Here is an 18312-nt window from a genome sequence, read left to right as displayed (position 1 = left end):
TAAAGACCTGCGTCGTGACAGCTCATTTTCGATGCTGGTAACGGGGTCTATCTGAATCTCAGCCATTGTCATCGTTGAACAAGGTTCGCGCTATTTGCCGAACGCTCAACCGTCTTCGGCGACCAGCGGCGACGCAAAGCGCGCGCCCAGTTTTGCGACGGCACCTCGACCAGCCTGTTCATTGCGAACGCAAGAACCACTGCGCCACAAACCGTGGCGATCCAGACAGGAACCGCCCCGAAGCGGGGGTAGAGAATCACCAGCGACACGCTCAGTATCACGTAGTGGTTGAGATACAGGCTGTAGGAGATCTTCCCCAACCAGTGTCCAATCGAATAAACGCGCCCTTTCTTGATGGTGAAGGACAGCGCCATTAGGAGGAATGCTCCGATTGAAACTCCGAGGTCGCCGAAAATGCGTCCGCCGATGCTCCACGGATTGTCGAACGGATAGGAAAACAGCACCAATGCCGCGATCCACCACATGGCGCGTGACTTGGCCGGCAATGCATTCGCTCTGTCGACAATCTGAAAACGACGCGAATAAAACCACGCGCCTATGACGAAGAACGTGCCGTAGTGCGTCGTCAGAAGCGCATCCTGAAGCGGCCAGGGAATATGGGTAGGCGATCCGGCCAGCGCCGCAATACCGATGAGCGTCGAGCTCACTACCGCTGCAATGACAGCCTTGAATCGAAAGCGGTTGACGAGAAAGGCAATGATGGGGAATGCCAATGACCATCTCATCTCATGCACGATCGACCACATTGGCGGATTGATCGCGCTGGTGTCGTAGCTTCCAATCATTTTCAGATGATCGAAGATCACCTGCTTATCGAGTACGGGATGCGCCGTGTACATCCAGCCGCGCTCCCAAACATAACCCGCGCGGCCGACGAGCCAGTACAGGCCGACGGCGACCACGAGCGACCCAATGAACGGAGGATAAAGCCGGATGATTCGCGCGGCGGCAAACGTAGGGTAACGGCGCGACCTCAGTTCGCCGTACATATGCGCGAGCGCATAGCCGCTCAACATGAAGAACACGATCACTGCCTGGTGGCCGGCCCACAAAACGCGCAGGGGAGTCCATTTCAGCCATCCCCACAGCGGCTCGACCTTGTAAAGTCCTGCCACCGTGGTATGCGCGAAAACGACGATCAAGGCCGCATAGCCGCGCAGCATGTCCAGCGACGGCGCTCGGTCCTTTCCCGCGTCTACCGAATCCACCATAAATCGCCTCTCCCGCCGCCTATTTCTGAGACAACGATTTTACCAGTGATTTTCCGGCATTTTTCCCTTCCCACGATTCGGCGGGAGCGGAATCTCCCCAATGCCCGACATCAATTGATGAAGCGAGCCTTTTTGCGCAGCGTTATCTGCCGCGAACACAGGCCGATTTTCCGATAACACGCGGCAACTTAAGGGGCCTTACCGCACCTTCCTGATGGTCGTGCCGAATGAATCGCCAGGCGGAGGCAATAACCGGTACGAAACGGCATTACCGGTCACTAACGACGTAATATTCGTCGCGGGCCATTTCCCGCTCGCAAAACCCGACGCGCTGGAAAAACAGATCAGCAGGAGGGGCACACCCGCTGCCAATCTGGCACCGACGCCATTCGCCTTTGAAAGGCAAATGACCAATGTCCAGAAACAGAACACGAACGGCACGTAGAGATATCTCGATCCACCCATCGACCATCGCATGGGGAGATCCGTGCGGCCAAACCGGGCTATGCCAAGTACCCAAAACAGCACGGCGAGAAAAAGAAGTGCGACACACGCAAGGCGGTAATTGCCAGGCGTCTTGTACAGCGCAAAACCACAACACGCGATAGCGATAAGCGACACGCCTATACGCATGCCAACGCTCCATTTATCGTTCAACGAAGCCGGACTTATAAAATCGAGAACAAAATAACGCAGGAAAGAACTGATCCAGTGGAAGTCCGCCGGATTGAAATTGACCAGCCCGCCTTGCGAGCTCGCGTGCACCAGGCACGCCATTTGGGCCGTCAGCGCCAAACCGTATGCGACGAACAGGCCCCATGTGCGACGTGCCCACTCGTGCCGTCCCTTGATGAAAGCAGCGCCAATGACAAACACGCTGAACACGAGGCCGAAGGGACCAGTCAGAGACAGCAAAACGATTAGCACCGCGTCGAGATAAAACACTCGCACCGGAAAAAGCTGTTTGGCCGCGAATTCCCGCCAGAGCAGAACGAGAAGCAAAGGCCCGAGGATCCATTGGAGATTGGTGACGGTCAGCCATATTTCGCCATCCTGAGGGACGATAATCAGCGCAAGCGCGAAGCACAGGGCCGCCACGCGGCCGACATGGCGATACACGGCAGTGAAGAGCAGCGTTGCGGCGCCGGCCAGCACGATCGCGCAGACCCACGCCAGGACCAGCGGCGCGTGGACAGGCGACCCCAATGATGCATACGCCGCGACGATCAGGCGCGGAACGGCGTGAAGATAGCCCGCGTACGGCGCGAATATCGACCTGAAGCCCTCCTCGTAGCCGCCCTTGAGAAAGATCGATACATCCTCCGCCCAAAGGAAACCTTGTGTCAGGCGTTGCGGCATCCGCGCAAACGTCAGCCCGATGGTGATTGCGAAGACGGCTAGCAGCCAGATCCCGTTGGAGGCCTTGTCATCGATCACCGGAGCATTCGGGCCGGCCGTGATGGGCGCCCCCGCTGCCCAGGTGCGGTCTTTGGATTTCATATTCTTTTATCGATCAATACGACTTTGCACACTGACAGCGGTCGGCCGAATGCGGGCTGAACGCAAGCGCGAGCGGGCGCTCAACCATGCCCGGCCCGCGACTGTCAGCGCCATGCCAATCAGGACTGCGCGAACTTCGACTTTAGAATGGCGACGATCTGCGCGCCCGCGGTCCCATCGCCAAACGGGTTCTTGCCTGCGGACATGGCCTGATAGGCAGCGGGATCGTCGAGCAAACGCGCCGTCTCACGAACGATCGTGGCCACATCCGTGCCGACCAGCTTGTTGACACCGGACTCGACGCCTTCCGGCCGCTCGGTCACATCGCGCATCACGAGAACCGGCTTGCCCAACGCGGGCCCTTCCTCCTGAATCCCGCCCGAATCGGTCAGGATGATGTGACTCGCCGCCATGAGCCGCTGGAACGGCTTGTAGGTCAGCGGCTCTTCCAGATAGACGCCCGGCTGATCGCTCAACACGCGGTTGACGACCTCCCGGACCTTCGGATTCATATGCACCGGATAGACGATACGCACGTCCGGATGCGCCTCGGCGATTGTCCGCAACGCCGTGCAGATGTTCTCGAAACCGGGTCCGAAACTCTCGCGACGATGCCCCGTCACCAGCACGATGCGCCGCCCTTCCGCGAGTGCGGCCTCGACTCGCTCCGGCAACTCGACATGCTCGTTCTTCAGGCGCTCGAGCATCAGATACAGCGCGTCAACCACGGTATTGCCGGTCACGAAGATCTGTTCCGCGGGCACCTGCTCCGCCAGCAGATTCTTCTTCGACAGTTCCGTCGGCGCGAAATGGAGATCGGTCACGAGCGACGCCACGCGTCGATTGAGTTCCTCAGGAAACGGCGCGGCCATGTCGTGGCTGCGCAACCCGGCTTCGATGTGGCCAACGCGAATACGACGATAGAACGCCGTCAACGCCGCCACCTGAACCGTCATCGTGTCGCCTTGCACGAGGATGATGTCGGGCGACTGCGCGGCGAGGAATTCATCGATCGCCGTGAAGAGACGCGCGCTCAGCCCCGCCAACGACTGATTCTGCGACATCACGTCCAGACTCGCGTCCGGCGTCACGCCGAAGTCGGCGAAAGCCTGCATCAGCATTTCCCGATGCTGGCCGACCGAGCACAGGCACACGTCGAAGTCGTCGGGCGCCGCGCGCAGCGCCTGCACCACCGAGATGACCTTGATCGCTTCCGGCCGCGTGCCGGCAAACACCACTACTTTTTTCTTTGCCATGGTAGATATCCTTTGATTCCGGCAGCTTCAGACCACTTCGGGCCGCGCATCGGTCAACTTGAAGTAACGGCTTTGACGCTGAGGCAGATACGATGCATAGCGAACGCAATCGGCGTTCGTGCGAGTCAGGATGGCCGCGAAAATCTCCGCGTGCCGCGTGTAGGCTTCCGCCGGCGTCATCGACTGGAACGACTGCTGCAAACTCTCGCGCGGCTGGCGCACCGGCCGCCCGGCGTGCTCGACCATCGTTCTGGCCAGTTCGTCGCGAACCGCGTGCAGTTCCCATTCGTTGGCGATGGCCTGATAAAACTCGGCGCCGTCCAGCGTCGACCAGTCGTCACGGTAGGCGCGAATCACCGTGTTTGCCTCGCCGATCAACTGTTCGCGCGCACCGCCGACATCCGTGGCGATGACCGGCGCGTTGCGCTGAAGCGTCTCCGATATCGCGAGACTCCAGCCTTCGGTAAAGGACGGCATCACGACTGCGCGCGCCAGATCGACGAATCGATAGACGTCGGACCGATAGCCGGGCATCGACACCACGCCTTGCAAGCCGTGATGCGCGATGCGCTCCTGGAGCCGCGCGGCGTAGCCGCCATCCGAGTGCTTGCCGAGGATCACGAGACGGATGTCGGGCCGCTTCGCATGCGCGATCGCAAACGCGTCGATCAACAGACCTTGACCCTTCACCGGATTGATCGAGGCGACGTTGACGAAAACCGGACTATCCGCCGGAAATCCGAGTTCCTCGCGCAGCGCGAGGTCGCGCTCCGGTTCGAGCAAGGGCATCGCGCTGCCCGAGTCGCAGCCATTCGGCACGACGATCATGCGCTCCGCGCTCAGACGCAGATTCACATCGGCGAACATCGCGACATTGGCCGACACGCAGATATACGCGTCGGTCACCTCATCCACGCGACGCCACTGCTCCTTACCGGCGGCGTCGAGCCACATGTACATGTTATGCACGGTCTGGGCGAACGGTATTTTCAGCGAAGCGCACACGTCGCTGAGCGTCAGCGAATAGTGAGCATTGACGAGCGCCACCTTCCGCTCGACCAGCACCGCGCGAAGCTCGGCGGGATCGCCCGGCAGGCGCACGTAGTCGAACTGGCGCTGCTTGAGTTCGGCCTCGGCCTCGGCCGCGATGTCGCCCGTAACGCCGAGCATCGGTTGAAAGCCCGCCTTGCCCAAACGGTCCAGCAAGTCGAAGACAACACGTTCGAGACCGCCGACCATGAAGCTGTCGACCTGCAGCATCACGACCGGTGCAACCGGCGGGTTGAAAGCGGCGGCGTCCGGCACGATCAGCGGCTGCGTGCTATCGATCGCTTTCCAGAAACGGCGCGCGGAGTCGACGACATTCGCGGGTGCCGCTTCGATCACCATGGGGTGCAGCAACGCCAGTCCCAGGAACACTTTGTGGTCCAGTGCAATACACAAGTCCACATGGTCGTAGACGTCGCTGCGCAATGCGTACGGGTTGTCGCCCGCCTCGAACACGGCGACGATCACCACGCCCGGCGCTTGCGGTGCCAAAGACCGCAAATCGGAGGCGGCGATGATTTTCAGTTGCGCGTCATCCGCATTCAGGTCGCCCGCGCCGCGCTCACTTGCCGGCAAGACGGACGCTAGCGCCTGGCTGGATGCCCAGCGCGGCGCATCCGCGTCGAACTGAGCGAGCCATTGCGCGACGCGCCCTTCGTCGAGCAACAACGGCGCATTGGGGAAGCGCTTGACGGGAGCCGGCACCGGCGCGGGAAGTGTTGCGGCCGGTGCGGGCGGGCGGGCGCGGCCCGTCATACCTAAGCGCCGCGACAGCGCACGAGTTGCGCGCAGCAACCTGGCCTTCAAGGTCCGCGCAACGGCGGCGCGCAGCGCCTCGCTAGTCAGCACCTGTTCATTGAGCGCGGCCGCGAGACGAGCCTTTTCTGCTTCGCCTGCGGCGACGGTCTGTGTAAGAGCAGCCACTTCGCGATCCTTCTCTCCAATCACGCCTTCAAGGCGAGCCTCTTCATCTTTGCCTTGCCGGATGACGCCTTCGAGCCGGTCGGCTTCGCCTTTCAACTGCCGGGCGACATCTTCCAGACGCTGTGTTTCGCCGTACAGGAAGGTGTTGCGGTCCAACAAGGCCTCAAGCTGGGTGTCCTTTGCTTCGAACACGCGCTCGTAAAATCCCCGGTGTTCACGCCACACCAGCCCGGGCCGATACTCGGCGTCGGCGAGATAATTCAAGAGGTAAGCGCACCGTGCGCCCAATTCGGCCAGTTGCGACACTTCCGGCAAGCCGAAGCTCAACGGCTTCGCCATGTCGCCGAGAATGTTCACCCAGTCACCCGACAGAACCCGCTGGACTTCCCGCACCGCCCGCTCGAGATACCCACGCGCGGCCTCATAGTCGCGACGCGCTACCGCAAAGCTGGCCGCCAGATCGAGCGCGGCAACCGTCTTGGTTGTCAGCAGCGGACTAAACGGAACCGGGTCCATCGCGGCGCACTTCAATGCCCAAGCCTCGGCGCCTTCCAGATCGCCTACCGCCTGCAACAGTTTCGCGGCCACATAGCTCTGCGAGATCGACCACCGCAGATATTGTGCGTCCTTCTTGTTCGTATCCAGGTACGCCTGAATCTCCGCCACGCACGTGCGTACCGTGTCGGTCGAGGCCCGCGCGGCAAGCACGCGATACGCGTGGCCGCACAGCGCAGCGCCGTAGTCGGCGGTGTCGTGCGGCGCCTGCTCCAGCACTCGCGCTTGCAGGCTTCCCAATTCGGCGTCGTTGTTCATGCGCGTGCCGATGGTCACCATGCTCCGGAAGAGCCATGGATTCACCATGCCGCGTGCGTCCGGCAAGACGTTGAACGCCGGCGAATCGGCGTGCCGGTACATCGTATCGACAAAAGCCGACGCATCCGCGCCGACGGGATCGCGCATCGACACGACAATCAGATGACCGTCGCTGGCCACGAGGCGCTCGTCGAGTGCCATCTTGCGCCAGGCGACGTCCGACGGCGCACCCGGCGGCAAGATGAACGCGCATTCCGGCAGCCAGCTTGCGTGGGTCGAACCGGTAGTCGCGCGCAGCAGTTCGGCTGGCGACTGTAATTCGACAGATGCATCGCCCGCGCTTTCCGGCGCACGAAGGCCGAGAATCAGGCGGCCGCCCGGCCGCACGATGTCGGCGAGCCGTGACCAGTCGAGCGGCGCGAAACGGCGAAGGTCGCGGCAGATCACCACGTCAAATGAATGGCTCGCAAGGTCGTGCAATGCATCACTCGCCCACGGCTTGAAATCGACGCGTCCGGTCACGCCATACTGTGTCGACGCGTAACCGCACCGCGACGCGTCCGGCACGATGCCGAGCACGTGGCGCGCGATTGAATTCTGCGCAACGATGTAAGCGCCGCTGCCGGCCGTATCGTCCAGCACGAGAACCGCGTCGCCGACCCGAACGAAACCGTCGATCTGCGTGAACTCGGCGACCGCCGTCTGCGACGCCCGGTCGATATGCCGCAAGATATCTTCGGCCGGTGCGGGCTGGTGTTCCGTCGACGCGTTCGCGGCACGCTCGAACGCGCAGACTTCGTAGCCGCCCAACGGCGGCAGCGGATGAGTCAGCCGCGCGAACATCGAGCGGGCGTGAATGCGGAACCCAAGTTCGAAGGCCTGTTTTTTGGCCTGGCCGGCTGATGCAGCATCGGTGCGGTTCTGAGCGACCGGCGTCACCAGCGCGACGTTCCTGATCCCCGCCTGCGCAATCAGCTGGAGCCACGTTGCCGCTTCGGCGGCCGCGCCGTTCAGCGGGAGAATCACGATCGCCGCGTCGAAAGATTCACGCCGGGCAATGTCGAGAGCGGGCGCCGTGACGGACGCCGCCTCAAGCCGGTCGGACACGAACCGATGATCGGCTTGCGCCCCGCCATCCGCGTCGAGCGAAAGCGCGTACGGATCGGTTCCCGCGGCCAGCAGGAAGTCGAGCGCATCAGCGGCGTGCGCGCCGATGTACAGGATCCTGCCGTGCCCGAAACAGGTGACGCACTGGCGCAAGCATGCTCGCACATCGTGGCTTGAAAACACGGTCATACAGTCGATACCAAGGTTTTGTACGGCGAGCCGTTTTGTCGAAGAGGGTCAGCCGCGTTGCTCGTTGCGACTGACAGGCGTTGACTTACGAGGCTTCGCCGGTGGGTGCTTCAAGTTCGGCGCGCATGTGCAGATCGCACACGCCACCGAAGAAATGCGTGTCGACGCGCGCGCGGACCATGAAGAACGCGGCCTCGTCGATCCAGTGCAAGATCGCCTGATCGGAGAAGTTCATCGACTCCTGGTGGATCAGCGAAGCCTGCACTTCGTAGAAATTTTCGCCCAGCGCGCAGGAGTCCATCGTGAAGACGACGGAATGCTCTTCGCCCGCGCGGAACTTGCGGTTCCAGAAAACGAAGCCGTCCTGCTTGCCGGCGATCAGTTCGGCGTCCTGGTTGAACGTCCCCCAGGAGTACATCTTGATGCCTTCCTTGTTGCGGATGCGCAGGTTGACATAGAGCTTGTCCATGTCCTCGCGAATCGAGAATTTCACCACGATCTTGACGGTATCGCCGGTATAGAACGTGGTGCATTGCTCGCCCGCGCCGTCGAGCACGGAGACGTCCGTAATCAGCGCCTCGAGGCTACCGAATTCGAACTTGCCGCCTTCGTTGCGCGCCTCGGTTTCCATCTGATCCGCTGCGTCCGAGACGTTCGACACGGCTTGCCCGAGATGGCCTTCAGCGGCAGCGGCCTCGAGCGGTTCGGCCGTCGCGGTGGGCGCCGTCAGTTGCGGCGACTCGACGGGCGCCGCGACCACCGGTGCGGTGTTCGCCTTGAGCGCCTGCTTGTGCTCGGCGATCTCCTTCTGCTTGGCGAGGTTTTCCTCGTCGTGCAACAGCTTGCGATAGGCCAGCACGACTTCGCCGGACGGACCTGCCGCCATGACCTCGCCGTGGTGGAGCAAAATCGCGCGGTCGGTAAACGTTCGGACCGACTCGATGTCGTGCGACACGAACAGAATCGCGACGCCGCGATCGCGCAGCTGGCGAATGCGCTGATAGCAGCGCTTCTGGAACAGCGCGTCGCCAACGGCCAGCGCCTCGTCGACGATCAGCACGTCCGGGTTCAGTTGCACCTGCACCGCGAAAGCGACGCGCACCATCATCCCGCTCGAGTAGTGCTTGACGGGTTGATCGAAGAAATCGCCGATCGCCGCGAAGCGGATGATCTCCGGCATGGCCGCGTCCATTTCCTTGCGCGTCAGGCCAAGAATCGAGCCGTTCAGGTAGGCGTTCTCGCGGCCGGTAAACTCCGGATTGAAACCGCTGCCCAATTCCAGCAGGGCCGCGACCCGGCCATGGACTTCCACGTCGCCCTGAGTGGGCGACAGGACGCCGGCGATGATCTGCAGCAGTGTCGATTTACCGGCGCCGTTACGGCCCACGATACCCACTGCTTCGCCCTTCTTTACGTTGAAGGAGATGTTGCGCAGCGGCCAGAATTCGCCGAAAAACTGCCGACGCCCACGAAGCAGCATCTGCGCCAGCCGATGGTGAGGCTTCGCATAAAGTTCGTAACGCTTGCTCAAATCGCGAACGTGGATAGCTATATCGTCCAAGACCACTCTCTTTGTTGATGAACAGCTTTGCACAAAGCTGTGATCGGGAGCCGCCCGCCTCTCTTGCGCGGCGGCGCCGGTTAGCCGACTAGGTCAGCGCCTCGATGAGTTCCTTCTCGCCCGTGGCCTTCTGCTCGACCAGCCGCTCGCAGATGGCCCGATTGTGCGCGGCCATCTCCATGCGCGTGGCCGCGTCCGGAATCAGCCCCTTGGCAAAATCCTCGACACTCACGTAACGCATGCCGTATGTGTTGAAGTCGCCGATGTTGGGCGTGTCCACGATGGGCACGATGCCGAACGCCAGATACTCGATCAGCTTGGTCGGACAGGACACGTGGTTCACCACCATGTCGTCGCGCAGAATGAAGCCGAAATGGCACTGCTGGTACACCTCGTTGAGCTCGGCACGCGTCGCGCTGGCCACATGGAAGTTCGGGTGGTTTTGAACCTCGGGCGCCGCCGCGTTTCTCATCACCTCGACATCCGGCGTGTACATCCACCAGTCGGCGTGGTCCAGTGCTCGCGCGACCACGTTCATCATGGCGGGTATGTTTTGCCACTTCTGCGTGCCGCCGGCATAAATGACCGTGGGCCGGCCGTCCTTGTAAGGACGCGCCCCTTCGCTTCCTTTCTCCAGCGCGAAGATCGGCAACACGATCACTTTCGCGCGCAACAGCTCGCGGTACTTGTGCGCGAGATAGTTGCCCATGGCCTGCGACACGACGATCACACGGCTCGCTTTCTCCACCGCCATGCGCTCGCAATCGTCATGGATGCGCGCGGAGAAGAAATCATTGTGCATCCGGAACTCTTCGGGCACGACACCGTGCACGTCGAGCACCCATTTCAGGCCCGGCGCGCGAAGCGCCGCTTCCGCTGCCGCATTCGGCATGCGCAAGACGCTGTGGAAATAGACGCGTTTGAAGCGGCGCGCCAATAGCGCGACGAGCCAGCGTTGATTGCGCGACGCCAGGGAGATGTTCAGCACCCAGGCGTTATGCGCCGCCCTTTCGATAAAAGGCTTGGCCTCCGGATGACCGCGCACATCGCAATACACCCTGTGTTTCGATGGAAACAACGAATCGATTGCCTTGACGCGCTGAAAATAGCCGTCGCGCTCACGCTCCTTGGTCGGATACGGAGCGAAGAAAAGAATTCCGTCGCCGTGCCGCAGCAGTTGCAACAATTCGTATCCGCGTACGAGGCGGCTTACCTTCGAGGTGGGGAATTGCGCTGCGCGAGCCAGCCGGTTCGTCACGCGCTGTTTGAAGCTGAGCGGCTTGTCCTGCGGCCTGGCGGCTTGCATCGCGGTCAACTCGCGAGCCGTACGCGACGTCTTGGCGACTAGCGCATCCAGTTCATTAGCGAACGATTCGAATCGAACCTTCATGCGCTGCACGACTTCCGGCGAGACGCCTTCGCCGTCAGTCGACAGGTATTGCTCGATGTCCGCGTCGATGCCGTTGATCACGGGCAATAACGACGCCACCGAGACGGGTTCGTCGATATGACGCCCCATCACCAGCGAACGCAGATCGTTCATCTGCTCAGCCTGCCAGCGCGCGATTTCGCCATTCAGATGCTTCGAATAGGCCTCGAGGCCTTCCACGAGCGTGCGCATCTGGCGCGCGTACAGGTGATGCGTTTCGAGGTGAATCGGCAACCGCTTCGGCGAGGCAATCGCAAACAACGAATCCTGCATCCAAGCGGTCACGGACAGGCGCGTGCGGTCCTGCCACGCGCGGCCATGCTTCTCCTCGAAACGCGCGCGATTCTGCGCGGCGAATCCCTGCGCCTCGACGACATCGAGCTTGCCGAACGACGCTGAGCCCCAATGGTGGATATATACATCGCGCGCCACGTGCATCTTGAATCCGCCTTGCAAAATGCGGACGCAGTGGTCGTCGTCTTCGTATGCGCCTGGAAAGAAGCGCTCGTCGAGCGCGCCGACGCGTTCGATCAACTCACGCGAAAACAGCACGCAGTAGTAACTCAGGAATTCGCTGTCGACCGTGAAGCCGAGCCAGCCTTCACGCCGGCGAATCGCAAACTCCGTGAGCAACGGCATATCGAGCGCGGCGCTGCCTTCGCCCAGTCGGTTGCGGTCGCCGAGATGGTAGGGAATGGGAATGCCCTGCTCATTGTTCGACGCGTTGGTCAGCGGACCGATCGCATCCTTATCCGCCGCGACGAGATAGTCGAGCCAGCGGTCCGTGACGATGACGTCGCTATTGAGCAGGCAGATATGCGTGATCGTCGGATCCGCCAGGCAGTACTGGATCCCGATGTTATTGCCACCGGAAAAGCCGAGGTTCTTGTCTTGCTGAAAGAATTTGCCTTGCAAGCCTTGCTGGGCGACAGCGTGTTCGAACGTGGCCTGCACGGCGGCACGCTCGGCCGGCCGGGATGCGTTATCGATCGCGGCCACCACGAATTCCGTATCGCTTCGGGTCTTGATCAGACTCTCGATCGCAAGCGCGAACACCTCCGCCGAATTGAAGGTTACGATAACAATGCCAACACGCGCCTTCTTGCTATTCATTATATTAATCCAATACCTGCCGACGTTAATTCGACTTATACCTTTAAGCGAATTTCCTAAAGCACATCAGGAAATCCTTTTTTGGATTTCATGAAAAACCAATAGCATGCGCACAGAAAAGCAATCGACACGGCCAACTGAATAATCATGCCGACCACATCCGGCCATTGGCCAAAGAAAAATACGTGCCGAACGTTTTCCAGCACCGGTGTAAAAGGATTCATCGCGACCGCGAAGCGCAGGATTTGCGGCACCATGTCGAGCGGATAAAACACCGGGCTCAGATACATGATAGCCATGGAAATCGGCGGCACCAGCAGCTTGATGTCGGGTAGATAAACGCCGAGCGACGCCAGCAGATACGTCACGCCCAGCACGGCGAAAAACATCGGCAACAGAACGACCGGCAGTGCAACGGCCGACAGCGGCGGCAAGCCGACGAACACCAGGTTGAACAGAAGCAGAAGTCCATAGCCGATCGCCGCGTTCACGACCGCGGACAAGGTAATGGCGAGCGGCAACACCTCCAGCGGGAACACGACCTTTTTGATAAAGTTCGGATTCTCGCGCATCAGCATCGGCGCGCGCAGAAAGCATTCGGAAAAGAACGTGTAAGTGATCAGTCCGCTGAAAAGAATCAGCGCGGACGCCTTGCTGTTTAAGCCTTCGCCGGCCCAACGCGCCTTAAACACGACGCTAAAAACAAAGAAATAGACCAGCAAAGTCAGGATTGGCGTAACGATCATCCAGACGGAGCCGAGCGCCGAACCGCGGAATTTAGTCGCCAGGTCACGGCGGACAAAGTCCCACAAGAGCGACCGATGCCGCAAAACAGAAATTTGCATTGATAGGTTCCGACAAACCGTCTGCGTTTCGATTGTGAAACCGATGCAAACGGTGCTAAAAATTCCGGCGGCGTGTTGACGGGCGCGCCGGAACGTCATGAGTATTTGTGGATACAGCCGCCGCCATCTTAACCCGGCATTCTGCCGTAGCGGACTGAACGCCGTCAAATCAAGCCCCAGCACGCCTCACGTGGCTTCATGCAGATACCGGAGCGTCTGCGCCGCTATTCGAACTGGCCGATGCGCGGCGGCGACGCCAGCGTAAACGGCAGCACCTCGCTGCTGAGCGACAGATTAGGGTTGTACGCCGGATCGCGTTCGAACCAGCCTTCCCAACGTGCCTCCATGCGGCGGATTTCGCTCACGAACCGCTCGTACTTCTCCGGATCGAGGTCCGAGCCGCGAGTCGCCGATTCGTGGTGGTACATCTCGGCATACGGCGTCCAGATATTGCGGTAGCCCGCCTTTAGCAGCTTCATGCAGAAGTCCACGTCGTTGAAGGCGACGGCCAGGTCTTCTTCCAGTCCGCCCACTTCGTCGTAGACCGACTTCTTGACGACGAGGCAAGCGGCCGTCACCGCCGACAGATTCTGCGTCGCCGCCGCGCGGCCGAAGTACCCGAAGTGCCCGCGCTTCATCATGTGATGCATGTGGCCGGCAATCCCACCGAGCCCCAGCACCACGCCGCCGTGCTGCAACGCATCAGTCGGATACCACAGGCAGGCGCCCACCGCGCCGGAGCGCGGCAGATTGGCCAGACTGACCATTTCATTCAACCAGTCCGGCGAGATCACCTCGATATCGTTATTCAGGAGACACAGGAATTCACCCGTCGCCACGCGCGCCGCGTGATTATTCAGCGCCGAGAAATTGAATGGCGATTCATCGCGCAATACGCGCACATTGGGACGCTGCGACACTTCGTCGAAATATTTCATTGTCTCCGGCTTCACGCTGCCGTTGTCGACGATGATGATTTCGAAATTCTGATAAAGCGTGCAGGCAAAAACGCTATCCACACATTGCTTGAGCAGCGCAAGCCCATCGCGCGTCGGAATGATGATCGACACTTTGGGTTGCGGACTCGGCAGCGTATAACGCACGCGCAGCACCCCGAGCGATTCCACCGGATGCTCGACCGTCGCGCTGATATTCGCGCGCTTCAGGTGATCCTCCAGCGCGCGAATCGCGGCGACTAGCGCATACGGCTTTTCGCTGCCGCTGCCCGCCGTGCTGCCGGGCACGATGCGCCAGTGATACAGCACATGCGGAATGTGGATCACACTGTCGTCGCCGGCGAGTTCCACGCAACGCAACGCCAGGTCGTAATCCTGGCTGCCTTCGAAGCCCTTCCTGAAACCGCCCGCGTCCCGAACCAGCTTCGTCTCGAACACGCCAAGATGGGAGAACATGTTCTGCGTAAGGAACATCTGCGGGTTCCAGTCGCACTTGAAGTAAGGCGTGGTGCGCTTGCCCTCGGTAGTGAGCTTGTCTTCGTCGCTGTAGAACATCCGGCCTTGCGGATGCAGATTGATGTAGCGCGCCACCATGTACAGCGCGTGCGGCGGCAGCAGGTCGTCGTGATCCAGCAAGGCGACATATTCGCCCGAAGCCAGCGCGAGCGCGCTATTGCTGGCTTCGGAAATGTGGCCGTTCGTCTCACGGAAGACGACCTTGATGCGGCTGTCGGCCGCGGCGAGTTCCTGCAGGACGGCCTTGACGTGCGGCTGGGTCGACGCATCGTCCGCGATGCACAGCTCCCAGTGCGGATAGATCTGCGACTGCACCGATGCCACCATTTCGCGCAGCAAACGCTCGTCGCTATTGAACGTGGGCACGACGACGGAAATCAGCGGCTTGCGCGCCAACAGGCCGATTTCCGCTTCGATTTCGCGTTGCTTGGCCGGCGTGACCGTATCGTACTGGCTGATCCACTCGTGGTAGACCTCGTCACGCGGCGGACCGTCGGCGAATCCGCGTCCGCTTTTGAGCCGGCGCACGCGCGCCACGACGCCCGGCAGACCTTCGCGCCCGATCACCGACGCGTAGTAGCCCAGCGCGCTGCCCAGCCCGCCCCTGACCTCGGCCTGACGGCCAATGGTACTGAATGCAAGGCGGACCGCCGCCGTGATACGGCTCACCGAACGCAGCGGCGCCGTCACACGCCACGAAGTCGAACGGAGCATAGCGGCCTGCTCGACTTCCAGCTTCAGAAGCCGATTGTTGAGTCTGGCGACCGACTCGCCGTCGTTGAGCGCGTCGGTAAGCTGTTTCTCGAGCTGTGTCACGCGCGCCTGAAGACGGCGTGCATCCTCGGCGTCAGGCGACAACGGCTCATCTCGGGACACATCCTGACCGACTGCTTCCTGCTGATGCTCATCAAATTTTGTGTTCATGCAATTCCTTCCTGCGCGTCCGACGAGACGCCTGCTGCCCGTGGAGTTCTGGCCAATGGCACCGACTGCTGTCGCACCGCGTTTTAAAGTCTACCCAGTCGCCCGCGAATGCCGTCCCACATACCGAGCAAGGCCATTTTCAGATGGGCCAGCCGCTGCGAGGGCATCAATGAATAGATGACGAGCCGCACCGGAAACTTGACCAGTTCGGACGACTTCCACGTCCAGGGCACATAGGAGCGCCGAATCAGCACGATGGCGTTGCGGAACAGGTAGTAGTGGCGCAACGGGCTATGCATCGGATACGCGCGCCCCAGGATGCGGACCGGCTCGCCGCCAAGTTCATGGCTCATGTGCACCCACGGCACGCCCAACACCCGGTAGCCCTTCTGCTTGGCACGCACACACCATTCCAGGTCGACGAAATCGATAAAAAGCGCGTCGTCCATCGGACCAATGCTCGACCACCAGCGCAAATTGATGCACGACCCCGACGAAATCAGGAAGTCGACCTCGATAGGCCGATCGCCCTGCGGCACGATCCGCTCCAGCGTGCCCCACTTGAAGCGCACGAACGGCGCGAGGCCACGTAGCCGCGCGTCTTCATAAGCCGGACCCGCCAGCGCGACCCGTTCGCCTGATGCGTTGGCCGCGTCGATGACCTTCGGCAGCTCCGTGAACAGCGACGCCGGCGGCTCGCTGTCCTGATCGAAGATGATCGCCATGTCGAAGCCGCCTCGAATCAGCGCTTCGACACCCTGATTGATCGCCGTCGCGATGCCCGCGTTCTCGCCGTTGGGCAGGTACTCGATCGCGCCGTCCAGTCCCAGCTCGCTCGCCGGGCGCATGGCCGGCGTGTTGTCGACCACCACGCAGTGCATCCGCGCGGCGAGCCGGTTGGCCCGCTCGATACAGGCCGCATCGGGGTTGTAGAAAACAACGACGGCACCCGTACGCGATGTCAGCGGGGTGCCGCTCAACGCTCGCCCAGGCAAAGTTGCAAGGCGTCGCGCCAATCCGGCGCCTGCATGCCGAACGTTTGCGCAAGCTTGTCATTCGACATGCGCGAGTTGCCGGGCCGCTTCGCGGGCGTCGGATAGGAAGCCGCCGGAATCGGCTTGACGGTCGGCGTCTTCGCCAGACCCGACAGTTCGAAAATGGCCTCGGCAAAACCGTGCCACGACGCCGAACCCGCCGCGGTCAGGTGATAAACGCCCGAATGCTGCTGCCACCAGTCGCGCTGGCCCGGCGCCGCTGCCTGGGCGAGGACGTTTGCCGTGAGCGTGGCAATCGTTTTCGACCAGGTCGGCGCGCCGATCTGGTCGGCGACCACGCTCAATTCGTCGCGCTCCGCGCCGAGGCGCAGCATCGTCAACAGGAAGTTCTTGCCGCGCGTGCCGTACACCCAGCTCGTGCGAAAAATCAGGTGGTCACATCCGCTCGCGGCGATGGCCTGCTCGCCGGCCAGCTTGGTGCGCCCATACGCGTTTTGCGGATCGGTGGGATCGTCTTCGACGTAGGCGCCGTCTTTCTCGCCGTTGAAGACATAGTCGGTCGAATAGTGAACCAGCGCCGCACCCAGCTTTTTCGCTTCTTCAGCGAGCACGCCCGGCACTTCGCCGTTGATGCGCATGGCGAGATCGAGTTCCTCTTCCGCTTTGTCCACCGCCGTATAAGCCGCGGGATTGACGATCAGCGTAGGCCGGATGTCGCGCACCACGGCGCGAACCTGATCCGGATCGGACAGGTCCATGGCGGCGCGATCCACCGCGACCACGGTGCCGAGCCCTTGCAGCGTACGCGCGAGCTCGAAACCCACCTGGCCGTTCACACCGGTGACGAGGATCGTCCGGCTGGCGTCATGTGCGCTCATGCCAACCCCTTATGCGAAGACGTCGGCATCGGCCAGAAGCTTGGCCGCGGCGTCTTTCGCCGCCAGCAGCGGCTCCTGGTCGATCGGCCACTCGATGCCGATCGCCGGATCGTTCCAGACGATGCTGCGCTCGTGTTCGGGATACCAGTAGTCGGTGGTCTTGTAGAGGAACTGCGCGGACTCGGACAGCACCACGAAACCGTGCGCGAAACCGGGCGGCACCCACAACTGCCGATGGTTGTCGACCGACAGAACCACGCCCGCCCACTTGCCGAAATTCGGCGAACTCTTGCGAATGTCCACCGCGACGTCGAACACTTCACCTTCGACGACACGCACGAGCTTGCCCTGCGCATTCTGGACCTGGTAGTGCAGCCCACGCAGCACGCCCTTCGCGGAGCGCGAATGGTTGTCCTGCACGAATTCGACGCCCGGCTCGACCTGCTCGGCGAATTCCTTCGCATTGAAGCTCTCGAAGAAAAAGCCTCTCGCATCGCCGAATACTTTCGGCTCGATGATCTTGACTTCAGGCAGCGTGGTAGCGGTTACTTGGATGGCCATGCCACTTGGTCCGTAAGAAGGTTTTGTAGATACTTGCCGTAGGCGTTCTTCGCGAGCGGCTTGGCGAGCGCCTGCAACTGCTCACCGTCGATCCACTGCTGCCGGTAAGCGATTTCTTCCGGACACGCGACCACCAGGCCCTGGCGCTTCTGCAGCGTGGCGATGAAGGTCGCGGCTTCGATCAGCGAGTCATGCGTGCCCGTATCGAGCCACGCGTAGCCGCGCCCCATGATTTCCACTTCGAGCGCCGCGTTGGCGAGATAACGCGAGTTGACGTCGGTGATTTCGAGTTCGCCGCGCGACGACGGCTTGATGTCCGCGGCAATGTCGCAGACCTGCCGGTCGTAGAAATACAGACCCGTGACCGCGTAGTTCGAGCGCGGCTTGTGCGGCTTCTCTTCGATCGATAACGCGCGGAACTGCCTGTCGAATTCGACCACGCCATAGCGCTCAGGATCGTGCACGT

12 protein-coding genes are annotated in these 18312 nt (G+C 61.4%); all 12 read right to left on the bottom strand.

Translation table 11 applies throughout. The annotated features are described in order from the left end of the window. Positions 1-68 precede the first annotated feature (68 nt). Entirely contained in the window at positions 69-1184 is a 1116-nt protein-coding gene (locus ACFSNN_RS31690) for an acyltransferase family protein (protein ID WP_244322851.1), read from the bottom strand. 246 nt (positions 1185-1430) lie between these two features. After that, positions 1431-2732, bottom strand: a complete 1302-nt coding sequence (locus ACFSNN_RS31685; protein ID WP_134456985.1) for a hypothetical protein — start codon at positions 2730-2732, stop codon at positions 1431-1433. 119 nt (positions 2733-2851) lie between these two features. Continuing rightward, complete coding sequence (gene wecB / locus ACFSNN_RS31680; RefSeq protein ID WP_134456986.1) at positions 2852-3988, bottom strand: non-hydrolyzing UDP-N-acetylglucosamine 2-epimerase; 1137 nt, start codon at positions 3986-3988, stop codon at positions 2852-2854. A gap of 27 nt (positions 3989-4015) precedes the next feature. Then, positions 4016-8068 carry a glycosyltransferase gene (locus tag ACFSNN_RS31675; protein ID WP_134456987.1) on the bottom strand — a complete coding sequence of 1351 codons (4053 nt, stop codon included), beginning with the start codon at positions 8066-8068 and terminating at the stop codon, positions 4016-4018. An 85-nt stretch (positions 8069-8153) separates the two neighbouring features. After that, positions 8154-9629, bottom strand: a complete 1476-nt coding sequence (locus tag ACFSNN_RS31670; protein ID WP_377690192.1) for an ABC transporter ATP-binding protein — start codon at positions 9627-9629, stop codon at positions 8154-8156. 88 nt (positions 9630-9717) lie between these two features. Beyond that, positions 9718-12171, bottom strand: a complete 2454-nt coding sequence (locus ACFSNN_RS31665; RefSeq protein ID WP_134456988.1) for a glycosyltransferase — start codon at positions 12169-12171, stop codon at positions 9718-9720. Between the two features lie 56 nt (positions 12172-12227). Further along, entirely contained in the window at positions 12228-13199 is a 972-nt protein-coding gene (locus ACFSNN_RS31660) for an ABC transporter permease (RefSeq protein ID WP_134456989.1), read from the bottom strand. Positions 13200-13240: 41 nt separating this feature from the next. Continuing rightward, a complete protein-coding gene (locus tag ACFSNN_RS31655; RefSeq protein ID WP_134456990.1) occupies positions 13241-15412 on the bottom strand; it encodes a glycosyltransferase family 2 protein in 2172 nt (723 codons plus the stop codon). Positions 15413-15495: 83 nt separating this feature from the next. Next, on the bottom strand, positions 15496-16392 hold the full coding sequence (locus ACFSNN_RS31650) for a glycosyltransferase family 2 protein (RefSeq protein WP_208949482.1): 897 nt from the start codon (positions 16390-16392) through the stop codon (positions 15496-15498). Beyond that, positions 16389-17285 carry a dTDP-4-dehydrorhamnose reductase gene (gene rfbD, locus ACFSNN_RS31645; RefSeq protein WP_134456991.1) on the bottom strand — a complete coding sequence of 299 codons (897 nt, stop codon included), beginning with the start codon at positions 17283-17285 and terminating at the stop codon, positions 16389-16391. The genes ACFSNN_RS31650 and rfbD overlap by 4 nt, the downstream gene beginning before the upstream one ends. 9 nt (positions 17286-17294) lie before the next feature. Further along, a complete protein-coding gene (gene rfbC, locus ACFSNN_RS31640; protein ID WP_134456992.1) occupies positions 17295-17846 on the bottom strand; it encodes a dTDP-4-dehydrorhamnose 3,5-epimerase in 552 nt (183 codons plus the stop codon). Beyond that, a partial coding sequence (locus ACFSNN_RS31635) for a sugar phosphate nucleotidyltransferase (protein WP_377779203.1) occupies positions 17831-18312 on the bottom strand: 482 nt, incomplete at its 5' end. The genes rfbC and ACFSNN_RS31635, both read right to left, overlap by 16 nt.

Source organism: Paraburkholderia dipogonis (genome assembly GCF_042680985.1).
GTDB lineage: Bacteria > Pseudomonadota > Gammaproteobacteria > Burkholderiales > Burkholderiaceae > Paraburkholderia > Paraburkholderia phytofirmans.
Note: the sequence above shows the minus strand (reverse complement) of the source record. Positions and strands in the feature narration are given on the sequence as shown.